This is a genomic window from Rhizobium leguminosarum bv. viciae, from assembly GCF_012276115.1.
GTDB classification, from domain to species: domain Bacteria; phylum Pseudomonadota; class Alphaproteobacteria; order Rhizobiales; family Rhizobiaceae; genus Rhizobium; species Rhizobium leguminosarum_T.
Map to the genome: position 1 here is coordinate 547,112 of NZ_WIEU01000002.1, position 14,409 is coordinate 561,520.

Here is a 14,409-nt window from a genome sequence, read left to right on the forward strand (position 1 = left end):
CCGCGCCCGGTGGGTCGGGCGCCGCCATCCCACTTCGACAGTCAACAGGAGATCCGGCAGGCAGTCCTGCCGGGTCCGGTGCAACACGTCCCTGTGGCGGAAGGGCAGACAGCGAGGAATACCATGAATCTTGACGCGATCAGCTCCTTTGCCGCGGCGGTCGAAAAAATGAAGCCGGATTATATCGCCCTCAGCGACAATATCTGGGACTTTGCGGAACTGAAATTCGAGGAGCGGCGCTCGTCGCAATTGCTGGCAAGGACACTCGAGGAAAACGGCTTTGCCGTGCGCCGCGGCGTGGCAAGCATGGAAACGGCCTTCATCGGCGAATCCGGCAGCGGCAAGCCGGTGATTGCTTTCCTCGGCGAATTCGATGCCCTGGCCGGAATGAGCCAAACCGCCGACGTCGCCGAGCCTCTTCCCGAGGCGGCGGGAGCAACGGGTCACGGCTGCGGGCACAATCTGCTTGGCGTCGGATCGCTGATGGCGGCGGTTGCGCTTGCCCGCCACCTCAAGGAGAATAACCTGCCCGGAACGGTGCGCTATTACGGCTGCCCGGGAGAGGAGGGCGGTTCCGGCAAGACCTTCATGGTTCGTGCCGGCGCATTCGACGACGTCGATGCCGCCCTGACCTGGCATCCGGCTCCGTTCAACGGTGTTCGCTCGACGAACAATCTTGCCGTTCTCGAATATTACTATCGCTTCAGGGGTGTCGCGGCCCATGCTGCCAACAGCGCCCATCTCGGCCGGTCGGCGCTCGATGCGGTCGAACTGATGAATGTCGGCGTCAATTTCCTGCGCGAACACATGCCGCAGGATTGTCGCGTTCACTACGCGATCACCGACACCGGCGGCAGGGCCGCCAATGTCGTGCAGGCCAGCGCCGAGGTTCTCTATCTGATCAGGGCGCCTGACATGCCGCAGGCGCTTGAGCTTGCCGGGCGCGTCGAGAAAGTTGCACGCGGTGCGGCGATGATGACCGAAACCGCGGTCGAGATCGTGTTCGACACGGCCTCGACGAACCTTCTTCCCAACATCACGCTCGAAACGGCGATGCACGAGAATATGGTCGCGCTCGGGCCGATAGCCTTCGACGAGGCCGACATCGCCTTCGCCCGGAAAATCCAGGATACCTTCACGCAGGAAGCGATCAGGAGCAGCATCCGCCTCTATCAGATCAAGGGCGATGTGTTCTCCAATGCCAAGGTCGATGGCTCGACGCCCTTGCACACCGGTCTGCGCGATTTCGAGGGACAATCGCATTTCCGGGCCGGATCGACCGATGTCGGCGATGTCAGCTGGGTGACGCCGACCGCGCAATGCTGGGCGCCAGCCTGGGCAATCGGCACCAATCCCCATACCTGGCAGGTCGTCGCGCAGGGAAAAAGCCCGGCCGCGCACAAGGCCATGGCGCATGCGGCCAAAACGCTTGCGACGACGGGGCTCGCATTGATGTCGTCATCCGATCTCCTGGCAGCCGCGAAGGAAGAGTGGCGGGAAAAGACCAGCGGCAAAGCCTATGTGTGCCCGATACCCGACGATGTGATGCCCGCAACAGTTCATAGCCGATAATCCTGCCCGAGAACGCCGCGCCCAAAAAGATGCTGCGGGGGCGGGGAGGCATTCCCCTCCGTCCATCCATCCCCGTGGGTTGCGACCGGCCGATGAAATTGTTCGGTCAGCGATGGCACCGGAATCGCAGCACGGCGGATGGCTATTGCGAGCCGCCGGCTTTGCGTCGTCCGCGGCTCACCATCATTCCGCCGACGATAAGAACAATTCCGGTCGCGTTCGCCCAAAATGACGCTGGAACGTTGCGCGCATAATCAAGCACCACCCCTGTCACCATCTGGCCACCGATGATCAGCAGAGCCGAATTCACCGCGCCTATTCGAGCAATCGCCCAACTGCCCGCCGCCACGAAGATGACGCCGATGGGACCACCCAGATAGACATACCAAGGCGCCTCGGCAGCGCCCGCAGGAAGCAGACCTCCGGCAAAGAGCCCCAGGCAGGTGAGGGCAGCAAAGCCTATGGCATGATTCCAGAAGGATGCGATCAGTGGCGTCGTCGATATGCTCAACCGTCCATTGAGCTGACGACTGAGGCCGACGAGCACACCGCCCAGGCACGCCAGGAGAATGAACACCGTCATGCCGCACCTCGCCCAAACAGTATAATGAGTGCGGCCCCCGTTACGACCAAGCCGAGTGCTACGATGTCTTGTCTATCTGGGCGCCGCTTTGGCAGGCCGAACAGTCCCCAACTGTCGGCCGCGACGCTGAAGGCGACCTGGCCTGCCAAACCCAAAGCCAAGGTGCCGGAGAGCCCGAGCGGTGAGTTGACCGCGGTCGAGGTCAGAATGACCGTTGCCGCGCCGGATATCCCACCGAGATAGGACCATAAAGGCGCGTTGGCGGCTTTTTCTACCAACGGCGTGCGCCGGCGGTGGACCACCAGGAGAAGAATGACCGCTGCGATGATGCCCGTGCCGTGCGCGGTCCAAGATGAGAACAGGGGATTCCCATAACGGGCCAACTCCCCGTTGAGATGCACCATGAAAGTCAGGAGCCCACCCGTGGCAAAAGCTCCGATGAAGTAGATGGGATGCGAATTACGTGCTTCGGTGGTCATTGCAGATCCCGTCAAAGAATCGATTGCGCCCGATATTTTTCAAATTGCCGCTACAGCGCCGCGTCTTTTTGGACGCGCAAAGGACGCTGCAGCACTCGCCTGGACGAATGCGTCGACCATGGTTCCTGATTAGGACGGTACGTCTCAGCGGATTTCCTGCCTGGCGTCAATCGTGGTTCGACAAACATCCCTTCCATTGACGCGCCCTTCCAGCAGATGGCTAATAGTCCGGTGCCGTCACTGCCGTGCAAGCATGGAGGATGCGATGCTGATCAAGGGCGCACGAACGTTCGTGGTGCGGGATGCGGGCGGCTTCGTCGCACATGTCAATATGCCGGGCTGGTTGAAGCCGAAGCCGACCGATCACGGCCAGGGCCCTCTCGCCATGGTCGTTGAATCCATCCTCGATCCCGGCCGCCTGATCGCGATGCACGAGCACCGGAACGACGAGATCATTTCCTGGGTGCCTGAAGGCGTCATGCGCCACGACGACAAGGCCGTTGGCCGACTGGTGGTCGACCGCGATCATCTGATGGTGATGAATGCCGGGGTTAGCTTCTGGCATTCCGAAGAGACGCTGGCATCCGATCCGCCTCTGCGGATGCTGCAGATCCTCGTCCGCCCTTATGCGGTCGATCTGGAGCCAAGGATCCAGCATGGGCCGATGCCACCTACCGCGGCCAACGTCTGGCGACACCTGGTCGGGCCTGAAGGTGAAGACGCGCCCTTCTATGTCCGCAGCGCGATCGACGTCTTCGATATCCGGCTAGACGCAGGCATACGAGTGGAATTCCCGCAGAAACACGGCCGAGAGCTCTATTTCTATGTCTTTAGCGGTTTCGTTGTGGTCGAGACGCAGACCTTTGCAGAAGGGGAGCAGGGGCTGCATTTATCTGATGACAAGCTCGAAGTAGAGGCGCAGAGTGCAAGCACGTTGGTCGCGTTTCTGCTCGACCCGAACGCATCTATCACCAGGCAGGGGACTGTCGGCGACCACAAGAATATCCCGCCGGCAATCATCATTCGCGCGTTCCTGCGATGGAGGAAATTTCGCCATATGTGGCGTCATCTTTCGCATGGCCGCTCGAAGACCAAAAAGGCGATATGAATGGAACAAGGATGCCCCTAACGGGTTTCGAACCTTAGCGTTCAATAGGAGGAGCATTTCATGCCTACGGTTGCCGCCACACCCATCACCCCACCAGACCAGCACGTTGTAACAGCGCGTGAAGCCATCGAGCCGCTTTATGAGAAGCTCGAGCTTCAAACGGAATCGCTGGTCCTGTCTGCGGCGTTGGAAGCGGGATGGTCTTCGGATGAGGCAACCGAGGCATTGGCGGCGCTCAGACTGCAGGACGCACTTTCCACGCTTGGACGAACGGCCTGACCGAGAAACCGACAAGATCGGCTGCGAGATTGGCAAAGCACCTTCCGGTTCTATCAGATAGGAGATCAACAAGGCTCGACCTTGGTTGAAATCTTCGCCGACGCATTGTATATGCCTATGTATATACACAGGAGTCTGATGTGGCCTATTCCCGACATCAAGAGCCTACCCCCCCGCGGGAGGCGAAGCTTTTCAGAAACAACAAGAGTCAGGCTGTGCGAATCCCAGCTGACTTTGAGCTACCCGGTGACCGAGTGATGATCCACCGCGATGGCGATCGGCTCATTATTGAGCCTGTGCACCGCAAAAACCTCCTAGAGGTTCTCGCCGGTTTGGAGCCGCTTGGTCCTGAAGATCAGTTTCCTAATGTAGACGATACCCTGCTTCCTGTGAAAGAAATTGACCTTTGAGCAGGCTTTATATGCTGGACACCAATATCGTGTCGGAGCTTGCTCGAAACCCTAGGGGCGTAGTCGCTCAACGCATCGCCGAGGTTGGACCCGATGCAATCTGCGTCAGCATTATCACGGCGTCGGAGTTGCGCTACGGGTGCGCCAAGAAGAGATCACCGAAACTTCTAGCCCAGATCGAAGCCATCCTCGGCAGCGTAGCGGTGCTTGCGCTGGATGTGCCCGCCGATGCTGCATACGGCGGCATCCGCGCTGAACTGGAGGCCGCTGGCAAGCCTATCGGTCCGAATGACCTATTCATCGCCGCCCACGCATCTGCCCTCGGAGCGGTTCTGGTGACGGCGAACGTTGGCGAGTTCACGCGTATTCGCGCCTTGCGGGTCGAAAACTGGTTGGTTTGATGGCCATAAGCCATTTTGGAAATTCAATGTCGATTTGTCCTGGCGTGTTCCTTCTTACCTGGGATCCGGCCTTGCACTCCGGACCGACCAAGAGGATCATTGGTCACGGATGGAAGATATCAGCCTCGATGTTGAGCGCCGGCGCATTGGATCATCGCGGTCGCGTCCAGGGAACGTCCCTCGACCTACATGAAACCAGATCCCCGACGGCGGCCGTGGAGCAGGCAAATGTCACAGGATTGCGGACAACCCAAAACCACGCACACGCCTATAGTTCCATCTGTTCCATAAGATAGATTACGCCACTTTTGCAATTATAAGTTGGAAAATATAGGACACACCAACTCACGGCTGGTGCGAATGTGTGGGTGGGTCAAATACCGTTTGATGACCGCAGTTCATAGAGCACGTGATGGCGCAACGGATGCCCTTCGGCCAAATTGGGATGATCGAACTCACCGATCCGGTTCATCCCCAGTCGTCTCATCAAACCCCAGGAATTGCTGTTTGCGGGCACCGTGAAGCTGACGATCCGGTCAAGCTTCAGATCGTTGAATGCAAAATCGAGAGACCGTTCTGCGGCCTCGCGCGCATATCCGGCGCCGTGCCGAGAGGCCGAAAGCCGCCAACCGATTTCGACTGCCGGGGCAAATGGCAAAGCAGGTGAAACTTTGGCGAGGCCGCACATGCCGATCAACTGGCGACTTGCCTTCTCCTCCAGCGCCCAAAACCCCCAACCATGGTCCTCGAAGTGTCGGTCGATGCGGTCGAGCATCGCATTCGACTGTTCGTCGGTCAGAGGATTGAGATATCTGACGACGTCGGGCTCGGCATTGATCGCAGCGAAGGGCTTGCGATCCTGCTGTCGCCAGGGTCTCAAAATCAGACGTTCAGTTTCGAGCTTCATCGTTCCTCTGCGACAGATCCTACCAGAGCGTCATGTGACGGTTGACGTCCTTGTAGAGCAGGTAGCGGAACCGGCCGGGGCCACCGGCGTAACATGCCTGCGGGCAGAAGGAGCGCAGCCACATGAAGTCGCCGGCCTCGACCTCGACCCAATCCTGGTTCAGCCGATAGACGGCCTTGCCTTCCAGCACGTAGAGACCATGCTCCATGACATGGGTTTCCATGAAGGGGATCACGGCACCCGGCTCCAAAGTCACGATATTCACGTGCATGTCATAGCGGACATCGGCCGGATCGATGAACCGGGTGGTCCCCCAGCGTCCATCGGTGTCCGGCATCGCCGATATGGCATGTTCGTCCTCATGTGTGACGATCGCCGGCGGCGGCTCCAGCCCCTCGACCTCCTGAAAGGCCTTTCGAATCCAGTGGAATTTTGCCGCCGTCGAACCGCCGTTTTTCAGGCGCCAGACCGAACCCGCCGGAATATAGGCGAACGAACCGCTGCGCAGCGCATGACTGACGCCATCGAGCTCCACTGTCATCTCGCCTTCGACGACGAACAGAACCGCTTCGGCCCGCTTGTCGGGCTCCGGCCGATCGCTTCCGCCGCCGGGCTGAACCTCCATCACATATTGCGAGAAGGTCTCGGAGAAACCGGAGAGCGGCCGGGAGAGAACCCATGCCCGTGTCCCCGTCCAATGCGGAAGGACGCTGGTGACGATGTCGGTCATGACGCTGCGCGGGATGACCGCATAGGCTGTGGTGAAGACGGCCTTGCTGGAAAGCAGCTCGGTTTGCGGCGGCAGCCCGCCGAGTTTGGAATAATAATCTCTGTTCATCGGTCCAGGCTTCGCGGCATGTGGCACTGCATCTGCTTTATGCGCCGCTCACCTTCCAGGCAACTCTTAATTCGGCCGGTTAAAATCGATGGGGAGCCGCCCGGCCGGGTTTCCGTCAGAACTCGACTTCCAACTCGACGATCTCGTCCGGCTCGGCCATCGCGCCTTCGGTCCATTCGCCTATCAGCGGCCAGGACAGCACCGTCTCGACATAGGCTTCGAGCTGCGGTTCGAGCTCCACCGCATAGGTGCGGAAGCGGGTGCAGACCGGCGCATACATCGCATCGGCCACGGTCGGCGTGGTGCCGAACAGCCAGGGCCCGCCGTTTGCCTCGAGGCATTCGGTCCAGATCGCCTTGACGCGCTCGACATCCGGCCGCGCGCCCGAGAATATCTTGAAGCTCGCATGCCGCGCCTTGAGGTTCATCGGCAATGCCGAACGCAGGTTATGGAAACCCGAATGCATCTCGCCCGAGACCGACCGGCAGCGGGCGCGCGCCGCCCGCTCGACGGGCCAGAGCCCGGCAGTCGGCGTCACTTCGTGGAGATATTCGGCAATCGCCAGCGTGTCCCAGACCGTCACATCGTCATGGGTCAGCCTCGGCACCAGAACCGATGGTGAAAGCAGAAGCAGTTCCTGACGCGCCTCGTCATCCATCTCCACAAGGACTTCGGTGAAATCCAGCCCCGCCATCCGGCATAGCAGCCAGCCGCGCAGAGACCATGAGGAGTAGTTCTTCGAGGAAATCGTCAGTGCAGCTTGCGACATCGGGCTCGTATCCTTGTCGGACAATGTTGCTTCTTCCTCGATAATCTTCTCGCATGGCGGGACATATTCCACTAGCATTTTTTGCACCGCCGCATCGATGCGGCAGTGCGGGAGATTTCGGCCATGCTCTACCAGGCCTATCAGTTCCAGGATGATCTCATCGCGCCGCTCCGCGATCTGGCGCGGCGCCTGCAGATCTTCTCCGCGACAGCGCTCTGGGGATCCGGCAGCGAAATGGGACGGCACTTCGCCGCCGCGCTGGAGATGATCTCACGCTTCGAGATCACCCACCAACGTCCGGATTTCGCCATAGACTCGGTCATGATCGGCAACCGCGTGATGCCCGTCACCGTCGAGACCGTACTCGACATGCCCTTCGGCACGCTGCTGCACTTTGCAACGGACACCGATGCAAAGCGGCCGCGGGTGCTGGTCGTCGCCCCGCTGTCCGGCCATTTCGCGACGCTCCTGCGCGGCACGGTGCAGACCCTGCTGCGCGATCACGACGTCTATATTACCGACTGGGCGAACGCCCGCGACGTGCCGCTGTCGGCCGGACGCTTCGGCATGGACGACTATGTCGATTATATCATGCATTTCCTGGAGGAAATCGGCCCTGGCGCTCATATCCTCGCCGTCTGCCAACCCTGCGTGCAGGCGCTGGCCGCCGTTGCCGTGATGTCGGAAGAGCGGCATCCCGCCACCCCGCGGACCATGACGCTGATGGCCGGGCCGATCGATCCGCGCGAAAGCCCGACGAAGGTCAACGAACTTGCCGTATCGAAGTCGCTCGCCTGGTTCGAGAACTCGCTGATTACGGGCGTTCCCTGGCGTTATCGGGGCGCCGGGCGGCGGGTCTATCCCGGCTTCCTCCAGCTCGTCGCTTTCATGTCGATGAACATGCAGCGCCACCAGGACGCTCATCGCAGGCTCTACGACCATCTGGCGAAGGGCGAGACGGCCGAAGCCGGCAAGATCAAGAAGTTCTACGACGAATATTTCGCCGTGCTCGACCTCACCGAAGAATTCTACATCGAAACCATCGAACGCGTCTTCCAGAAGGCGGAACTCGCGACCGGCGACCTCACCCACCATGGCCGCAAGGTCGACCCGGGCCAGATCCGCAACACGGCGCTTTTGACCGTCGAGGGCGGCCGCGACGATATCTGCGCGCTCGGCCAGACGTCGGCCGCGCACGATCTCTGTCGTTCGCTGCGCCCGCATCTGAAGCGCCATCATCTTCAGGCCAATGTCGGACATTACGGCGTCTTCAGCGGCCGCCGCTGGGAGGGGGAAATCTACCCCGTCGTGCGCAACATGATCCTGGCGATGGAATAGCGCTCGTCAGATCCGAAACGCGATGGCAAATCTATCGATCGGCCATGACCAGATGGCCCGGCCCGACTTCGCGATAAGACGTGCTCGCAGGCCGATAGTCGACGGCGCGCATCGGGCTCTTGATTTCGTCATTCGCCACCATCCGCTTTTCATGGCGACGGTCCGGATCGGGCACGGGCACTGCCGCGATGAGTTTCTTCGTATAGGGATGCTGCGGATTTTCGAAGACCGCGGATCGCGGGCCGATCTCGACGATCTCGCCGAGATACATCACCGCCACACGGTGGCTGACACGTTCGACCACCGCCATATCGTGCGAGATGAACAGGAAGGCGAGGTTGAGGCTCTGCTGCAGATCGAGCATCAGGTTGATGACCTGTGCCTTGATCGAGACGTCGAGCGCCGAGACGCTTTCATCGGCGACGATGACCTTCGGCTGCAAGGCGAGCGCGCGTGCGATGCAGATGCGCTGGCGCTGGCCGCCGGAAAACTCATGCGGGTAACGCGCCGCCATATCCGCCGACAGACCGACCTTCATCAGCAGGTCGGCGACGACATCCTTTGCCTGTTTCGAATTACCCATCTTGTGTTCGAGATAGGGTTCGGCGATCGCAGCGCCGACCGTCATGCGCGGATTGAGACTGGCAAAGGGATCCTGGAAGATCATCTGCACGGATTTGCGCATCTCGCGCAGATCTTTCCTGTCGAGGCCGAGCACCTCCCTGCCCTCGACGAGAACGGAACCGGCCTGCGGCTCGATGAGCCGCATGATGGCGCGGCCGGTCGTCGACTTGCCGCAGCCGGATTCGCCGACGAGCGACAGCGTCTCGCCGGCATGAAGATCGAAGGAGACGTTTTCGACCGCATGCACCCGGCTGGTCAGCCGGCCGAACAGGCCGGAATGAATGTCGAAGCGCTTGGTGAGGTTCTTCACCTGTAGGACAGGCGTCACTGCCACCGTATCGGCAACCTCGGCGGGAATATCCGATTCACCCGTCGCGGTATTGACCACGGGAAAGCGCAGCGGCCTTTGCCTGCCCTGCATCGAGCCGAGCACCGGCACGGCTGAAAGCAGCGCTCTCGTGTAGGGATGTTTGCCGCGGTGAAAAATATCGGCGGTGGCGCCGCTTTCCACCTGTTCGCCGCGATACATCACCACCGTCCGGTCGGCGATCTCGGCGACGACGCCCATGTCGTGGGTGATAAAGAGAACGGAGGTCCCCTCCTCATCCTGCAGCATCTTGATCAGGTCGAGAATCTGGCCCTGGATGGTGACGTCGAGCGCCGTCGTCGGCTCGTCGGCGATCAGCAATTTCGGCCGCGAGGCAAGCGCCATGGCAATCATCACCCGCTGGCGCATGCCGCCGGAGAAGCGATGCGGATATTCGCCGAAGCGCGAGGCGGCCGAGGGGATGCGGACCTTTTCCAGCAGCCGGATCGTCTCGGCTTTGGCATCGGCCTTGCTCATATCCGAATGGCAGAGCAGTGCTTCGGAAATCTGGTCGCCGATGGTGAAGAGCGGATTGAGCGATGTCATCGGCTCCTGAAAGATCATCGCCACCTCGTTGCCGCGCACCTGCCGCATGGCATTTTCCGGCAAGGCCAGAAGGTCGCGTCCGCCGAGCATGACGCGACCGTCGACACGGCTCGTATCCGCCTGCAGCAGCCGCATGATCGAGAGCGAGGTGACGCTCTTGCCCGAGCCGGATTCACCGACGATCGCCACCGTCTCCGCTGGCGCCACCGTAAAGGAAACATCGCGCACGACCGGTTTCCAGACACCGTCCACCAGGAAGGATGTCGTCAGCCTTTCGACGGAAAGAACGTCGGTCGTCGTCTGGATCGGTTGGGTTTGGGCGCTGGCCATGGCGGTTCCTCTTGCGACGGGTAAGCGGCGGATCAATCGGGCCAGCGCAACGCACCGTCGAAGCGGTGCCTGCTGCGGTTCTCGATCGGCGTTGCAATGATCTCGTTGGAGGCGCGCGCCTTGTCGAGTTCCTGCGCCAGGCGCTCCGCGACGACCGTCTCCTCGCCCGGGTGCAGGTTGCAGGGGTCGAGGTAGAAATAGCGGTGCTCCACCTCATGATCGCGCACGATGATGGGCGGGCTGCCCTTGGCAAGCGCATCGGCCAGATCCCAGGCGGTGATATGGGCTTGCTCGGGATCGACGATCAGGCGCAGCCGATCGAGCGGATTGTTGGTCGGATCAGGCTCGATCAGCGCGGTGACGCCAGGGCGGCCTTCGAGCGTGCGCTTCCACAAGTTGAGGTAGCCGGTCTCGCGTTCCCGGATTCCGGCATGGTCGCGGTTTTCCCAGGCTTCGAGTGCCGCCATGACGCCGAAGATGCTCTCCTTGCCGACCTTCATGCCGCGGCCGATGCCCATGTTCTGCAGGAAGGCATGGCGCACCAGCTCCTTCCTGCCGGCAACGACACCCGAGGTCGGGCCGCCGAGGAACTTGTGGCCGGAGTAGAGCGCGATATCGGCCCCCTGCTCCAGGAAGATGCGCAGATCATATTCCGAGGCCGCATCGACGATGACGGGCACGCCCTTGGCATGGGCGATCTCGACGAATTCCTTGAGGTTCAGCAGGCCGTAATCGACGACATGGTGGGAGACGACATAGACGGCGGCGGCGGTCTTGTCGGTGATGGCGTTTTCCATGTGGAAGCGATGTGTCGAGGTCGCCTGCCCCACAAGCACGACCTTGCCGCCGGCAAGCCGGATCGCCTGGTCGACCGGGGCGCCGTAACTGACGACATGGCCCATCTGCACCAGCACCTCGTTCTTCTCCGACACCACATCCGGCAGCTTCTCGATCGCCAGCAGGTTATTGCCGGTGATTGCGCCGGCGACGGCAAGCGAAATGCCGGCCGAGCAGGAGGCGGTGACGAAGCCCGCCTCGCCGCCGGTCAGCCTTGCGATGACGGCGCTTGCCTTGCGCTGCAGGTCGTTGATCTCGACAAAGTGCGGCAGGATCGATGCCATCGCGCTGATCGCTTCGGCAACGACGATCGACGCGCCGAGGCTGGTCATCGTGCCCGATACATTGATGACAGGGCGAAGGCCAAGCGACGGGCGGGTATCAGTGGACATGGAGATCTCCAGGATTCTGGGTCGAAAAACGAAACATGGGGCGGTCGATCAAGTGTGTCGAACTCCCGTCAGCCGTGCAAGGCGACGATCGCCTCGATCTCGACGGTGATGTTGCCGGGCAGCGAGCCGAAGCCGACGGCCGAGCGGGCATGTTCGCCCGCCGGCCCGAAGACTGCGATCAACAGATCCGAGCAGCCGTTGATGACGCTTGGATGATCCTCGAAATCAGGCACGGCATTGACCATGCCGAGCAGCTTGACCACCCGCTTGACCCGGGCGAGATCGCCCAGCGCATCCTGCATGACGGCAAGCAGGTTGATGCCGGTCAGCCGCGCGTGACCGTAGGCCTGCTCGACACTGACCCCACCGCCGACCTTGCCGGCATGCATGAAGCCGTCGGCCTCGCGCGGGCCCTGCCCGGAGAGATAGAGTATATTGCCTTCGATCACGTGCGTCACGAAGTTGGCGATCGGCGGCGGCGGCGGCGGAAGCATTATGCCGAGGGCCGCAAGCCGTTCGTAAGGCGAGTTCTCGACCTTGCCGGCGGCGGTGGGAAACTGATTCACGCAAACTCCTGTCATGCAATTTTCGATTTGGCGAATTTCGATTGGGCCGACGCTTGGTCGGCGGATTAAAGATCCTTGCGCAGTCTTGGATCGAGCATGTCCCTGAGGCCATCGCCGACCATCTGCAGCGACAGCACGGAGAGGATGATGGCGACACCCGGAAACAGCGTCATCCAGTCGGCCTGGCCGATATATTGGCGGCCGGCGGCAATCATCGTTCCCCAGGTCGGGATTTCGGGGCTGACGCCGAGGCCGAGGAAAGACAGACCGGCTTCGGCAAGCATCGCGCTGGCGAAGAGGAACGTCGCCTGCACGAGGATCGGCGACAGCAGATTGCGCAGCACATGCCGGGTCATGATGTGGAAGGTCGAAATGCCGAGCGCCCTCGCCGCCTCGACATAGGGCAGCTCACGAATGACCAGCGTCGAAGCGCGGACGATGCGGGCAAGACGCGGCGCATAGACGATCGATAGCGCGATGATCACCGTCGTCAACGAGGGGCCGAGGGCCGCGACAAGCGCGATCGCCAGCAGAATATCCGGAAACGCCATCATCGCGTCGATCAGCCGGGCGATCGGCGTGTCGAGCTTCTGGAAAAAGCCGGCAAGCAGGCCGAGCGTCACGCCGATCACGGCCGACAAGGTCACGACCGCCGCACCGACGAGCAGCGATAGGCGACCGGCGAAGATGGTGCGTGAGAAGACATCGCGGCCGAATTCGTCGGTGCCGAAGACAAAGGTGCCGCTCGGCGGCTTCAGCCGGTTGACGATGGAAAGCTTCGACGGCGAATAGGGCGCGACAAGAGGCGCGAAGACCGCCAGAAGCACGAAGATCGTCAGGATCAGCAGGCCCAAGGCGACCGTCTTGCGTTTCAGCAGGCGCCGGGCGAATTTGCTGCCCTCACCTTCGACGGACTTGATTGCGATATCGGCCATCAGTAGCGCACCCTCGGATCAACGAGCAGATAGAGCATGTCGATCGCAAAATTGATCAGCACGTAGAGGGCGGCGATGACGAGCAGCGCGCCCTGGATGACAGGATAGTCGCGGCGCAGAACCGCGGAGACAACGAGATTGCCGACACCCGGCAGGCCGAAGACGGTCTCGGTGACGACGGCGCCAGATATCAGGACCGCTGCCGTCAGGCCGATCACCGTCAGGATCGGGATCAGCGCATTCTTCAGCGCGTGCTTGAGGATTACCCGGCGCTCGATCAGCCCCTTGGCGCGCGCCGTACGGATATAATCGTCGCCGAGCACATCGAGCATCGACGCGCGGGTGAAACGCAGGATCAGCGCCGAGGAGACGATGCCGAGCGCAAAGGCGGGCAGCGTCAGATGATACATGCGATCGAGAAAGGTCGAGCCCGGACCGCCATAACCCGAGACCGGGAAGAGGTTGAGCCTGACGGCGAAGAACTGCATCAGGATCAGGCCGAGCCAGAAGCTCGGAATGCTGGCGGCAAACATCGCAAGCGTCGTTGCTGCCTGGTCTATGAAGGAACCGCGCCGATAGGCGGCATAGATGCCGATCGGCAAGGCGATGATGCTGGCGATGGCAAGTGAGAACAGCGTCAGGAAAAAGGTCGGCTCGGCCCGGTCGAGCAAGGCCGAGGTGACAGGCATGTTGAGGAAGATCGACTGGCCGAGATCACCTCTCAGCATCTGGCCGAGATAATAGACATATTGCAGGCCGAGCGACTGATCGAGGCCGAGCCGGGCCCTGAGGTCGGCAATATCCTGCGGCGTCGCATCCGGCCCGAGCATCACGGCGGCCGGATCGCCCGGGGTCACGCGCACGATGACGAAGACGATCGTGACGACGAGAAACATCACGACGATCATGCCGAACAGGCGCTGGAGGATGTAGCGTATCATCCGAACCATGCTCCAGCGCTTGGCCCATGCAGCATCGGAGCGGAATCCGCCGATCCTCTCCCCTTGTATCTGCACGTTAGGAATTTCGTGCGATGGAAGCGATTGAGCCTCTGGCCGGGTGGCCACCCGGCCAGAGGCGTGACGAAGTCGCCCGCACCCCCTCCGGTTACAACCGTGGATGAGCCTG

The 14,409-nt window shown here is 61.3% G+C and carries 16 protein-coding genes; 6 read left to right on the forward strand and 10 right to left on the reverse strand.

All coding sequences use genetic code 11. The annotated features are described in order from the left end of the window. The first annotated feature begins 123 nt into the window (after nt 1-123). The gene (locus GFM02_RS05775) at nt 124-1,572 is read left to right on the forward strand and encodes a M20 family metallopeptidase (RefSeq protein ID WP_168321088.1); all 1,449 of its coding nucleotides are present in this window, start codon (nt 124-126) and stop codon (nt 1,570-1,572) included. 142 nt (nt 1,573-1,714) lie between these two features. Here the strand turns inward: GFM02_RS05775 and GFM02_RS05780 are convergent, their stop codons facing one another. Both GFM02_RS05780 and GFM02_RS05785 read right to left on the reverse strand, forming a co-directional pair. Further along, nucleotides 1,715-2,155, reverse strand: coding sequence for a DMT family transporter (locus tag GFM02_RS05780; protein WP_168321089.1), 441 nt, complete (start codon nt 2,153-2,155; stop codon nt 1,715-1,717). Continuing rightward, nucleotides 2,152-2,634: a DMT family transporter gene (locus tag GFM02_RS05785; RefSeq protein ID WP_168321090.1), complete on the reverse strand. Its 483-nt coding sequence runs from the start codon at nt 2,632-2,634 to the stop codon at nt 2,152-2,154. The genes GFM02_RS05780 and GFM02_RS05785 overlap by 4 nt, the downstream gene beginning before the upstream one ends. Before the next feature lie 265 nt (nt 2,635-2,899). Between GFM02_RS05785 and GFM02_RS05790 the strand changes: the two genes are divergently transcribed. The 4 genes from GFM02_RS05790 to GFM02_RS05805 all read left to right on the forward strand — a co-directional run bounded on the left by GFM02_RS05790 (nt 2,900) and on the right by GFM02_RS05805 (nt 4,832). Then, entirely contained in the window at nt 2,900-3,742 is an 843-nt protein-coding gene (locus tag GFM02_RS05790; RefSeq protein ID WP_168321091.1) for a pirin family protein, read from the forward strand. 60 nt (nt 3,743-3,802) lie between these two features. After that, a complete protein-coding gene (locus GFM02_RS05795; RefSeq protein WP_003547964.1) occupies nt 3,803-4,021 on the forward strand; it encodes a hypothetical protein in 219 nt (72 codons plus the stop codon). A gap of 140 nt (nt 4,022-4,161) precedes the next feature. Next, nucleotides 4,162-4,431 carry an AbrB/MazE/SpoVT family DNA-binding domain-containing protein gene (locus GFM02_RS05800; RefSeq protein ID WP_168321092.1) on the forward strand — a complete coding sequence of 90 codons (270 nt, stop codon included), beginning with the start codon at nt 4,162-4,164 and terminating at the stop codon, nt 4,429-4,431. Further along, entirely contained in the window at nt 4,428-4,832 is a 405-nt protein-coding gene (locus tag GFM02_RS05805) for a type II toxin-antitoxin system VapC family toxin (RefSeq protein WP_168321093.1), read from the forward strand. Before GFM02_RS05800 ends, GFM02_RS05805 begins: the two co-directional genes overlap by 4 nt. Nucleotides 4,833-5,205: 373 nt before the next feature. Here GFM02_RS05805 and GFM02_RS05810 read toward each other — a convergent pair whose 3' ends face one another. The 3 genes from GFM02_RS05810 to GFM02_RS05820 all read right to left on the reverse strand — a co-directional run bounded on the left by GFM02_RS05810 (nt 5,206) and on the right by GFM02_RS05820 (nt 7,346). Further along, nucleotides 5,206-5,739, reverse strand: coding sequence for a GNAT family N-acetyltransferase (locus GFM02_RS05810; RefSeq protein ID WP_168266571.1), 534 nt, complete (start codon nt 5,737-5,739; stop codon nt 5,206-5,208). Between the two features lie 19 nt (nt 5,740-5,758). Next, nucleotides 5,759-6,577 carry a bifunctional allantoicase/(S)-ureidoglycine aminohydrolase gene (locus tag GFM02_RS05815; protein ID WP_168321094.1) on the reverse strand — a complete coding sequence of 273 codons (819 nt, stop codon included), beginning with the start codon at nt 6,575-6,577 and terminating at the stop codon, nt 5,759-5,761. 115 nt (nt 6,578-6,692) lie between these two features. Next, complete coding sequence (locus GFM02_RS05820; RefSeq protein WP_168321095.1) at nt 6,693-7,346, reverse strand: glutathione S-transferase; 654 nt, start codon at nt 7,344-7,346, stop codon at nt 6,693-6,695. 123 nt (nt 7,347-7,469) lie between these two features. Here GFM02_RS05820 and GFM02_RS05825 point away from each other — a divergent pair, with 123 nt between their 5' ends. Further along, complete coding sequence (locus GFM02_RS05825) at nt 7,470-8,684, forward strand: polyhydroxyalkanoate depolymerase (RefSeq protein WP_168321117.1); 1,215 nt, start codon at nt 7,470-7,472, stop codon at nt 8,682-8,684. 31 nt (nt 8,685-8,715) lie between these two features. Here GFM02_RS05825 and GFM02_RS05830 read toward each other — a convergent pair whose 3' ends face one another. The 5 genes from GFM02_RS05830 to GFM02_RS05850 form a co-directional block, all read right to left on the reverse strand. After that, nucleotides 8,716-10,551, reverse strand: a complete 1,836-nt coding sequence (locus GFM02_RS05830; protein WP_168321096.1) for an ABC transporter ATP-binding protein — start codon at nt 10,549-10,551, stop codon at nt 8,716-8,718. 32 nt (nt 10,552-10,583) lie between these two features. Next, nucleotides 10,584-11,780, reverse strand: coding sequence for an aminotransferase class V-fold PLP-dependent enzyme (locus tag GFM02_RS05835; RefSeq protein WP_168304126.1), 1,197 nt, complete (start codon nt 11,778-11,780; stop codon nt 10,584-10,586). 68 nt (nt 11,781-11,848) lie between these two features. Beyond that, complete coding sequence (locus GFM02_RS05840; RefSeq protein WP_168321097.1) at nt 11,849-12,361, reverse strand: RidA family protein; 513 nt, start codon at nt 12,359-12,361, stop codon at nt 11,849-11,851. A gap of 50 nt (nt 12,362-12,411) precedes the next feature. Continuing rightward, complete coding sequence (locus GFM02_RS05845) at nt 12,412-13,281, reverse strand: ABC transporter permease (protein WP_020052729.1); 870 nt, start codon at nt 13,279-13,281, stop codon at nt 12,412-12,414. Beyond that, nucleotides 13,281-14,222 carry an ABC transporter permease gene (locus GFM02_RS05850; protein ID WP_168321098.1) on the reverse strand — a complete coding sequence of 314 codons (942 nt, stop codon included), beginning with the start codon at nt 14,220-14,222 and terminating at the stop codon, nt 13,281-13,283. Before GFM02_RS05850 ends, GFM02_RS05845 begins: the two co-directional genes overlap by 1 nt. Between the last annotated feature and the right edge of the window lie 187 nt (nt 14,223-14,409).